The following is an 8,146-nucleotide window of genomic DNA, read 5'->3' as shown; positions in this document are numbered from 1 at the left end:
CACCGCGCCGTGCCGTCGGGGGTGGTGACGGATGTGAGGCGGTCCTCGGCGTCCCAGGTGTAGTGCCAGGTGTCGGGCTTCTTGGACAGGCGCGACTTCTGCCGGAGTGTGAGGCGGCCCGCCTCGTCGTGTTCGTAGCGGATGTTGCCCGCGCGGGTGATGCGCGTGCCGGTGTAGGCGCGGGCACCGGTGGCTTCCTGGGCGGGGTGTTCGGTGGGCCAGGAGGCTTGGGTCTGGTTGCCCGCCTCGTCGTACGCGTACCTCTCGGTCCAGCCGTGTGCCCTGACCGTCGTGACGCGGCCCGCCGCGTCGAGATCGAAGGTGCGGCGGCCGGAGAGCTGGTCGTCGATCGCGGTGACGTAGCCGTCGGCGCGGTACGTGTATGTGCGGTGGTGGATCGTGTCGGCGGCTGGTCCGGCCAGCGTCTGTTCGGTAAGGCGGCCCGCCGGGTCCCAGATCTGGGACAGGGTTACTTCGTCCCCGATACGCCGGGTGACCTCGCGACCTGCCGCGTCGTGATCGAAAGCGACGGTGTGGCCGGAGGCCGTGAGGGTGGTGCGGTTGCCTGCCGCGTCGTAGGTGTAGGTCGTGGTGGCGCCGCTCGGCGTGGTGCGGCGGGTGCGGCGGCCCAAGGCGTCGTAGGTGTGGGTCACGACCCGGCCGTTGACCATTTCCGCCTTGATCCGGCCCAGTCGGTCGCGCTGGTAGACCACTTCGGCGCCCGGGCTGGTGGCCTGCACGAGGCGGCCTGCGGGGTCGTACGTGTAGTGGGTGACGCGGTCTTCGACGTTCTTGCTGGTGACGCGGCCCGTCGCGTCGTGCTCGAAGCGGACCGTCTGGCCGGCCGGGTTGGTGTGGGACGCGAGGCGGTCCGCCGCGTCGTGGGTGTACGTGAGCGTGCGGTTGTCGAAGTCCGTCTCCGCCACCAGGCGGCCCGCCGGATCGTAGGTGTACGACCAGGTGAGGCCCTGGGGGTTAAGCACCTGAGTAAGGCGCAGCTGCGCGTCATGGCTGAATTCGTAGCGCACACCGTCCGGGCCAGTGCGGGCGGCCAACAAGTCGAAGTGGGTGTACTCGTACGAGGTCACCCCGCCTGCCGCGTCGACGCTCCGCGTGCAGTTGCCCTCGCCGTCGTACGTCCAGGTCTCCGTCGTCCCGTCCGGGTTGGTGCGCGCGGCGAGCAGACCTTGCCGAAGGCGTCGCGCTCGTAGCGGGTGGTCGCTCCCAGCGGGTCCGTGATCTCGACCGGCAGGCCCGCCGCGTCGCAGCGAACACGTGTGGTTTCGCCGAGCGCGTTGGTGACGGCGGTCAGGTGGCCGTGGTCGTCATAGGTGTAGCGGGTCGTGTGTCCGGCCGGGTCCGTGACGCTGGTGCGGTGGCCAGCCTCGTCATAGGTCTGGCGCCACGTCGCACCGTCCGCGCCGGTCACGGACACGGGAAGGCCCAGCGCGTTGTACGTGGCGACGGACTCATGGCCGTCCTGGCCCGTGATCCGCGTGAGGTGTCCGGCCTCGTCGTAGGCGTAGGCCGTGGTGTGGCCGAGCGGATCCGTCCTGGTCAGGGGACGGTCGTGGCGGTCGTAGGTGGTGCGGGTGGTGTGGCCCAGCGGGTCGGTGACAGCGACGATCTGGCAGGCGTCGTTGACCAGGTATCGGGTGGCGTGGCCGTCAGGCGTGGTGACGGTGGTGACGCGGTGGCCGGTGGCCTGGTCGACGCCGTCGTAGTCGAGGCGCAGGGATATGTGGCCCGCCTCGCCGCCTTGGGCGATGCAGCGGTCGCGGTTGTCGTAGACGTAGTCGTAACGCCGCTGGTTGGTGTCCGTCCAGGCGATGACCCGGCGCTCGGCGTCGTATTCGAACCGCAGCGGCAAGCCGCTGGAGTTGACGACTTCGGTGAGGTTGCCGTCGGTGTAGCCGTAGCGGAGCAGCTCCTGATCCGAGCCGTCAGGCGCCGCGCCGGCCAGGTGGAGAGCGGTGATCCGGTCGGCCTCGGTGGTGAGCTTGAGGTGGTAGCCGGCGGAGTGGACGATGCCGAGAGGTGTGCCGTCCGGGTCGTACTCAAAGGCGATGACGTTGCCGGAGCGGTCGGATATCTGCTCCAGCCGCGCGGTCCCGTCGCCCCCGCCGTCCGGGCCGGTGAAGTGGAGGATGTGGCCGACGGTGGGGTCGGTGACGGTGTAGTCGCCGTTCTCGTCACGCTCGAGCGGCCAGCGGGGGCCCGCCTCGGGGAGGGTCGGCAGACCGGGGGCGGGGTGCGGGTAGGACAGCATCATGCCGTCGTCGGTCAGGAAGACAACACCTTCGGCGTCGACCTCAAGCCGCTGGTCGGCCGTGCTCGACCACGACGGGCCGAACCAATGGCCCTCGGTGTAACCCGATTCGACCCGTCGGGTGAACACCAACGGCAGAACACCGGGCAGGACCACGTCCGTCTGCGGCAGGAACATCTTTCCCGTCGCCAGGTCGATCGGGTCCGTGTCGCCGCACTCCTTCTTCTTGCGGCCGAAGACCTTCTTTCCCCAATTCTTCAACGAGTCGCGGATCCTGCCACGCGGCCGGGCGTATTTGCCCGCCGTGACACCCCTGCGCGCCGCACCGATCCCCTTGGCACCCACGACCTCGGGAAGGAGTCTGCCCGCGCCCTCGGCGGGGTCTTTGGCGAACCCCTCCAGCATCTGCTTTCCCGCGCCGAAGGGGTCGTTGGCGACCGTGACCAGGCCCGCCGCCGTGTTGTTCAGGCCGGTCGCGTACTCGGCCGGGTGTGTGATGTTGTACGGATCCAGCGGGTTCAGGCTGCGCGCGAAGCCGACGAACCCCGCACCGGCCTTGAACACACCCGCCGTGAAATGCGTGGCGTCCAGCTTCAGGCCCGTCAGGCCGTCATCCGCCTGCTCGAAGTACGACGGCTTGGGCGGGGCCGCGTCGCGCGCGGACTTGACGGCGGTGCGGGCGGTGTCCGCCGCCTCGTTGCGCTGGCGGCGGGCCTCGTCGAGTTTCTGCTGCGCCAGCTTGGCCTTGCCCGGGCCCGGGTCGTGGAACTCACCCGGTTTGCAGGCGTCCTTGCCGTCCTCGATGGCGGCGTTGTACGCGTCGACCTGCTTGTTGTAGGCCGTTCTCGCGTCGTGCGAGGCCTTCTTCGCGGCCTTGTAGTCGTCGATCGCTTCCTGCGCCTGGGTCTGGGCCCACTCGACCGTGCCCGCGAAGGTGTCCATCGCGGTGGCGGCCTTGTCGCACGCGTCGGCGGCCTTGTACCACTTCTTCGGCTCGACGGCCACCTCCTCACGGAACGCGTCCGCCGCCTTGCCCTTCCAGTGGGCCGAGTCAAGCCGCTTCAGACCGTCGCCGACGTCGTTGAACGCCTTCTTGAAGTCACGCAGGTGCGAGGCGGTGGACCGGATCTTGCTCGCGCTGCCGTAGATGAGCTTCTTCGGGTCCTCGGTCTCACCCAGCTGCATCTCGGCGACATCCGCGCCCAGCGCGTTGGCCGCCGAGCGGGACTTGTCGCGGACCCAGTCCGCCCCGCCCTCCAAGCCGACCTTGTCCAGGCCGTCGGCGAGCGTGTTGCCGCCCGCCTCGACGACATCCCCGAGCGCCTCGACGCCGTCCTCGAACTTGTCCTCGATGACATCGGGGACGAAATCACCGAACCCCATCAGCCCGCGCCCCCGTCCTGTCCGTCACCCTGCTCCCCGGGCGGGACGGCATACTTCGCGATATTGCTGGTGCGGGACATCCCGTCGCCCGTCTCCTGCCAGGTCGCCTTGATCTCCTCGCTCGCCTTGTCGTACGACTCCTGGCTGTAGTCCGGGCGCCAGGCCGAGTAGATCTCCCCCCACTTCTTCTGGGTGACCTCCTCCTCGCTCAGATGCGGGTTGCCGGTCAGCGAGTTGGCCACCACCTTGTAGGTGCCCTCGATGTACCGGTCCTCCTCCCACTGCATCCCGGCCGCCAGGCCCACCTTCTGCGCCAGCTTGTTCGCGTCCTGGATCAGGCCGCGCACCCCCCACTCCCAGCGCTCGCAGAAGTCCTCGAAGTCCTTGGCGAGCCCGTTGTGTCCCGCCTCCATCGAGGTCAGCGACAACTCCTCGAACCCGGCCCCCATCACCGCGTCCGTCGCCGTCCCGATGTCCTTCAACTCGCTGATCGCCGCGCGCAGGCCCTTGGTGATGTCCTGTAACGCCGCCTTGTCCAGCTTCAGGTCCGGGTTATTGCCGCCGCTCATCGAGCGTCCCCCTCCGGCCGCCAGGGCAGGGCGATACCGGGGGTCGGTCTTGCCCCGGCTACACGCGTAGCGCTCAAGCGGCGCCTGATCCGTCGTAGCGCGATCTGCCCCGGCAGACTCATCACGCGGCGTTACCCTCCCCGGTCGAACTCCCTTGGTGCGCAAGAGTATTCGATGGTCAACGCAGTGTCACCGCCATTTGGGCGTGTGTCGCCAGAGCCTGACCCCGGGAGCCGGGAGAGGCCCCGGTCAGCGTTCATCCGGTGCCGCGTGGGCCAGCCAGCGCGCGATGGCCTCCCTCGTCTCCCGCGGAATCGAGCCGCTGTCGGTCATGCGGGCCCCCATCTCCCGCAGGGACCGGATTCGGTGCGGATTCCGCAGGCAGACGACATCCGTCCACTTCTCTCCCTGCGACCCCCGGACAATGACATTGCCGTCGAGCGACAGCATCACGAATTCAGGGTGGCCCCACCCGCACCCCGTCACCTGGGCCGCGGCGCCGGCCCCGGCAAGGTCCCATTCGGCCCGCAGCGCCACCCGCGCCCACCACGAGGCGCCATGCCCGGATTCCGGCTCTGCCGACGCGAACAGGAACTGCGGATCCTCCCGCGAGAACAGTCCCTGGTCCGCGGCCAGCATGTACCACTCGTGGTTGAATCTCTCCTGAAAATCCGGCGCGTCGGATTCCACACTCGCGGCCCACTCTTCTCCCTCAGCCGCCGCCGAATTCGCGAAGGCCGCCAGGCGCGGCGGAATGAGTGGGGCGGATGGCTCCACCATGCCCAGGTACGTCAGGCCCGCTGCGGCCAGTCCTTGTGCCAGTTCTGCTTCCTGCATGAAGTCCTCTGAGCTCTGACCACGGGTAATGATCACGGGTAACGCTAATTGGTCGGCGGCCTCTTCGCCCAAGGGTAGGGAATGATCTGGTCGTAGTTGTGCGACCCGTCCTTGCGCCTGCCGAGATAGGCGATGTTGCCGTCCCTGTCGACCATGACCCGCAACTGGCTGGACGGATCCCCGTTGTCGTAGATGGGAGAGTCCACCCATCGATGTCCGGCGCGGACATTCCCGAGGTTCTCGTAGAAGTCGGGCACTCGAGCGTGAGCCGGGCCCGTCATGCGTTGCGGGTAGTTGGGGTTGTTCATGAGATCGTTCACCAGGTCGTGGACGTCCTGGGGCGTTTCGTGCCACGCCTTGCGGTCGGCGTTCCCCGCGACGCGCCGCTCGATCGCCTCCGGTGAATAGTTCTCGTCCGGCACCCAATTGCTCGGAGGGGTTTCGCCCTCGGGGTAATCCGGCGCGAGGCCCAGCGGATCGGCCCAGGTGTGGGGGTTGTGGATGTAGGTGCTGGGGTTGGGCGCGGGAGCCAGCCCGAGGGGGTCGGGGGTGAGGTAGCGGGCGGTGGTGGGGTCGTAGTAGCGGTGGACGTTGTAGTGGAGGCCGGTTTCCGGGTCGTAGTACTGGCCGGGGAAGCGGAGAGGGGTGTAGGCCGTGCTGGTGGCGGCCCAGGTGGTGGTGCCCCACAGGGTGGTGCGGGTGCGCCAGGCGATGTCGCCGGACTCGTCCACCAGTTCCGTGGGGGTGCCGACCAGGTCGGTGACGATGGCGAAGAAGCGTCGGTCGATCTCGCGCCGGGTGGTGGTGTCGGTGATCCGCTCCGTCTGGGCGACCGGGTGCAGGCCCTGGTGGTCCCAGGTGAGGGTGAGGGGATGGGAGAGACCGGCCGTGGTCGTGGTCTGTTCCACCAGGGTGGCGCCGTCCCAGGTGAAGTCCACCTGCTCGACCACCGTCTCGCCGTCGGCCGCGAGGCGCTGCTTCGCGGTGCGGCGGCCGCAGGGGTCGTAGAGGTAGCGCCACACCGTGCCGTCGGGGGTGGTGACGGACGTGAGGCGGTCGTCGGCGTCCCAGGTGTAGCGCCAGGTGTCCGGCTTCTTCGACAGGCGGGCCTTCTGGCGGAGGGTGAGGCGTCCCGCGTCGTCGTACTCGTAGCGGATGCCGCCCGCGCGGGTGATGCGGGTGCCGGTGTAGGTACGGGTGCCGGTCGCTTCGGTGCCCGGGTGTTTGCCGGGCCAGGCGGCGTGGGTCTGGTTGCCCGCCTCGTCGTAGGCGTAGGTCTCGGTCCAGCCCCGCGCCCGGACCGTGGTGACGCGGCCGGCCGGGTCCAGGTCGAAGGTGCGGCGGCCGGTGCGCAGGTCGTCGATGGCGGTGAGGTAACCGTCGGCGCGGTAGGTGTAAGCCCGGTGCTGGAGTGTGTCGGCTGCCGGGCCGGTCAGGGTCTGGTCGGTGAGGCGTCCGGCGGGATCCCAGATCTGGCTGAAGGAGAGGGCGCTGCCCAGCCGGCGGGCGGTTTCACGGCCTGCGGCGTCGTGCTCGAACTCAAGCCTGTGGCCGGAAGCGGTCAGGGCGGTGCGGTTGCCCGCCGCGTCGTAGGTGTAGGTGGTGGTCGCGCCGCTGGGGGTGATGCGGCGGATACGGCGGCCCAGGGCGTCGTAGCGGTGTGTCATCACACGGCCGGCCACCATCTCGGACTTCACCCGGCCCATCCGGTCCCGCTGGAGGATCACCTCCGCGTCCGGTCCGGCGGCCGAGATCAGCCGCCCGGCCGTGTCGTAGTCGTAGGTGGTGGTCCGCCCGGCGGCGTCCTTGGTGGTGATCCGGCCGAGCACATCGCGCTCGTAGACGACGGTCCGGCCCATCGCGGTGGTGCGGGCGACCAGTCGGCCCGCCGCGTCGTGTGCGTAGCGGATCGTGCGGTCGTCGAAGTCGGTCTCCGCGATCAGCCGGCCCGCCGGGTCGTACTCATAGCGCCAGGTGAACCCCTGCGGGTTGGTGACCTTGGTCAGGCGCAGCTCGGCGTCGTGCTCGAACTCGTGGCGTGCTCCGTCCGGGCCGGTCTCGGCGGTGAGGAGGTCGAAGTGGGTGTACTCGTACGCCGTCACCCCACCCATCGCGTCCACGTGGTGGGTGCAGTTGCCCTCCCCGTCATACGTCCAGGTCTCCTGCGCACCGTCCGGGCCGATGCGGCGCAGCAACTTGCCTTCGATGGACCACTCCAGGCGGGTCGTCGCGCCCAGCGGGTCGACGATGGCGACGGGGCGGCCGAAGGCGTCGCGCCGGTAGGTGGTGACCGCGCCGAGGGGGTCGGTGATCTCGACCGGCAGGCCGGCCGCGTCGCAGCGCACGCGGGTCGTCTCGCCCAGGGCGTTGGTGGTCGAGGTCAGGCGGCCCTGGTCGTCGTAGGTGTAGCGGGTCGTGGCCCCGGCGGGGTCGGTCACGGCGGTGCGGTTGCCGCGCTCGTCGTACTCCTGGGTCCAGGTCACGCCGTCCACGTCGGTGATCGTCGTCGGCAGGCCCAGGGCGTTGTGGGTGGCGTGTGACTCCTTGCCGTCGGGTCGGGTGAAGGACACCAGGTGGCCGGACTCGTCGTAACGGCATTCCGTGCGATGGCCGAGAGCGTCGGTGTGCGCGAGCATCCTGCCGTGGCGGTCGTACTCGGTGCGGGAGTACGCGCCCAGCGGGTCGATCTCGCCGACCACCTGGCACGCGTCGTCGATCAGGTACTTGGCGGTGTGGCCGGAGGCGGTGGTGACGGCGGTGATCCGGTGGCCGGTGCGCTGGTCGACGCCGTGGTAGTCGATCCGGATGGAGGCGTGGCCTTCGGTGCCGGCCTCGGCGACACAGCGGTCGCGGTTGTCGTAGACGTAGTCGTAGCGGCGGTCGTTGGTGTCCGTCCAGGAGATGACCCGGCGCTCGTCGTCGTATTCGAACCGCAGCGGCAGGCCGGAGGAGTTGACGACCTCGGTGAGGTTGCCGTCGGTGTAGCCGTAACGGACGATCTGCTGATCCGAGCCGTCCGGGGCGCCGCCGGCCAGGTGGAGTGCGGTGATCCGGCCGCCCTCGGTGGTCAGCTTCAGGGCCCGCCGAG

The 8,146-nt window shown here is 69.4% G+C and carries 3 protein-coding genes and 1 pseudogene; all 4 read right to left on the bottom strand.

Going from position 1 to position 8,146, the window contains the following annotated elements; translation table 11 throughout:
• Positions 1 to 3,652 (bottom strand): annotated as a pseudogene (locus BBH68_RS23685) (putative T7SS-secreted protein); the annotation flags it as partial.
• Positions 3,652 to 4,221: a hypothetical protein gene (locus BBH68_RS23680; protein WP_104531385.1), complete on the bottom strand. Its 570-nt coding sequence runs from the start codon at positions 4,219 to 4,221 to the stop codon at positions 3,652 to 3,654. The gene BBH68_RS23680 and the pseudogene BBH68_RS23685, both read right to left, overlap by 1 nt.
• A 249-nt stretch (positions 4,222 to 4,470) precedes the next feature.
• The gene (locus BBH68_RS43310) at positions 4,471 to 5,130 is read right to left on the bottom strand and encodes a hypothetical protein (protein ID WP_245738255.1); all 660 of its coding nucleotides are present in this window, start codon (positions 5,128 to 5,130) and stop codon (positions 4,471 to 4,473) included.
• Positions 5,103 to 8,146 (bottom strand): RHS repeat-associated core domain-containing protein (locus BBH68_RS23670; protein ID WP_141713049.1); only part of this gene is annotated, 3,044 nt, incomplete at its 5' end. The genes BBH68_RS43310 and BBH68_RS23670, both read right to left, overlap by 28 nt.

It is taken from the genome of Streptomyces sparsogenes (assembly GCF_001704635.1).
GTDB lineage: Bacteria > Actinomycetota > Actinomycetes > Streptomycetales > Streptomycetaceae > Streptomyces > Streptomyces sparsogenes.
This window is presented reverse-complemented; position numbering and strand designations above follow the sequence as displayed.

Bases quoted from the DNA above. Each gene is read 5' to 3' on its own strand.
- BBH68_RS23680 (WP_104531385.1), bottom strand. From the start codon at position 4,221: ATGAGCGGCGGCAATAACCCGGACCTGAAGCTGGACAAGGCGGCGTTA.